Below are 1,689 nucleotides of genomic sequence, written 5' to 3'. Positions count from 1 at the left end.
TGTCAAACGCAATCTCAAGTTGATACAGCTTCGGACGCAAACGCAATTTGAATTTGATACACCTGCGTATACGGTTATTAGGTGAGTGCTGCCTCCTTCGAATTGCGTTTGCGTTTGACGTCGTCCGCGTCGTTTAGGTGCGGCGGTGGGATGCGGTTGATCATGCCGGCCTGACGTTTTTCCTTCAGCCTGTACGAGTCGCCGGAGATCGGCACGACGTGTGCGTGATGAAGGAGCCGGTCGAGGAGCGCCGCCGTGAGCGTTGCATCGTCGGCGAAGGTCTGGTCCCACTGACCGAACGGCAGATTGCTGGTCAGGATGAGACTGCCGGTTTCGTACCGTTTGGCGACCACCTGGAAGAGCAGGTTCGCCTGCTCCCGGTCCATGGGTAGGTATCCCATCTCGTCAATGATGAGAAGCTTGTAGGGCTTCGTGATCCGCTTGATGGTTTCCTCCAGCTGGTTACGTCGCAACGCTGTCGTCAATTGCATCAACAGATCGGCGGCAGTAATGAAGCGGGTGCGAAACCCGGCCTGCGTTGCACGATATCCCAGCGCGACAGCAAGATGGGTTTTGCCAACGCCACTGGGTCCGAGGAGCACGACATTCTCGGCACGCTCCACAAAGGCAAGACTGCCGAGTTCGAGAACCAGAGCTTTCGGTACGCCGAGCGCAAACTCGAAGTCGAATTCGTCAAGCGTCTTGATTGCCGGGAAGCCAGCCAGACGCGTCAGCATCCGGCGCATTCGCTCCGCGCGTGCCATCGCTTCATCCTTCAAGGCCTGTTCGAGGAAGTCGAGATAGCCGAGCTCGCGTTTCGCGGCCATCTGGCCGAGGTGCGCAATCTGTGTCGGCAAGTGCAGCAGATTAAGCTGCTTGCACAACACAGTCAGTCGTTCGAGCTGTGGCGTCATGCGCTTACCTCCTGTGCGCGGCTGAACGCATCGTAGACCGACAACGGGTGCTGCAACGGTTTGTTCCACTCCGAGCTCACGTACCGTGATGCTGGTTTCGGTTGCTGATGTGGCGTCGCGCCCGTTCTAACCGATCGCCCCACGTAGGGTGCCGGCAGTGGCAGAAGATGCGGCCGCTCCTCGATCAACACCTCGGCCGGAACCCGTTTGGTAGTGCCGTGCACACGGACGTTGGCGACGTCGCGCAACCACAGTCTGACGCGCTCATTGCACAGGCCGCAGTCGGCTGTGAGCCCTGCCTGTTTGAGCATTGAAACCAACGGGACCCAGAAGCTGTAGCGCAGATATCCGTTCATACGCTCGACCTTGCCCTTCGTCTTCGCGCGGTATGGCTTGCACACGCGAGGTACGAACCCATGGTGTTTGGCGAAGTCAGCGAACCCCGGATGATATCGGTGCTGCTTTTTGCCATAGGCATCGCGTTTCAAGATCACCGTTTTCATATTGTCATAAACGATTTCTCTCGTGACGCCGCCGAATGCTTCAAATGCCCGCACGTGGCAAGCCAGTAGCGTTTCGATGCGCATGTCGGTGACAAATTCCGCGTAGCTGACGCGGCTGTAGCCCAACGTCGCAACGAACGCCGCGAGCATACCGAGTTTGTGCCCCGGCTTACGAAACTCAATCCAGTCCATCTGCATCTGATGCCCCGGCTCTGTCTCGAATCTCACCACCGGGTCGGGGCGTGCAGTGGGTCGAAGCTTCTGTAGATACT

The 1,689-nt window shown here is 58.1% G+C and carries 2 protein-coding genes; both read right to left on the bottom strand.

Annotated features, from left to right (window positions below; all coding sequences use genetic code 11):
• Positions 1 to 77: 77 nt before the first annotated feature.
• The gene (gene istB, locus AB6809_RS36170) at positions 78 to 914 is read right to left on the bottom strand and encodes an IS21-like element helper ATPase IstB (protein ID WP_029970987.1); all 837 of its coding nucleotides are present in this window, start codon (positions 912 to 914) and stop codon (positions 78 to 80) included.
• On the bottom strand, positions 911 to 1,689 hold a 779-nt coding region (istA, locus tag AB6809_RS36165), incomplete at its 5' end, for an IS21 family transposase (RefSeq protein ID WP_371028603.1). The genes istB and istA, both read right to left, overlap by 4 nt.

Source organism: Paraburkholderia sp. RCC_158 (assembly GCF_041355255.1).
GTDB classification, from domain to species: domain Bacteria; phylum Pseudomonadota; class Gammaproteobacteria; order Burkholderiales; family Burkholderiaceae; genus Paraburkholderia; species Paraburkholderia graminis.
The sequence above is the reverse complement of the archived record's forward strand: the minus strand, read 5'-3'. Positions and strand labels throughout refer to the sequence as shown.

What these genes read in the sequence shown, in the direction of transcription:
- istB (WP_029970987.1), bottom strand. Translation starts at nt 914, where the DNA reads ATGACGCCACAGCTCGAACGACTGACTGTGTTGTGCAAGCAGCTTAAT.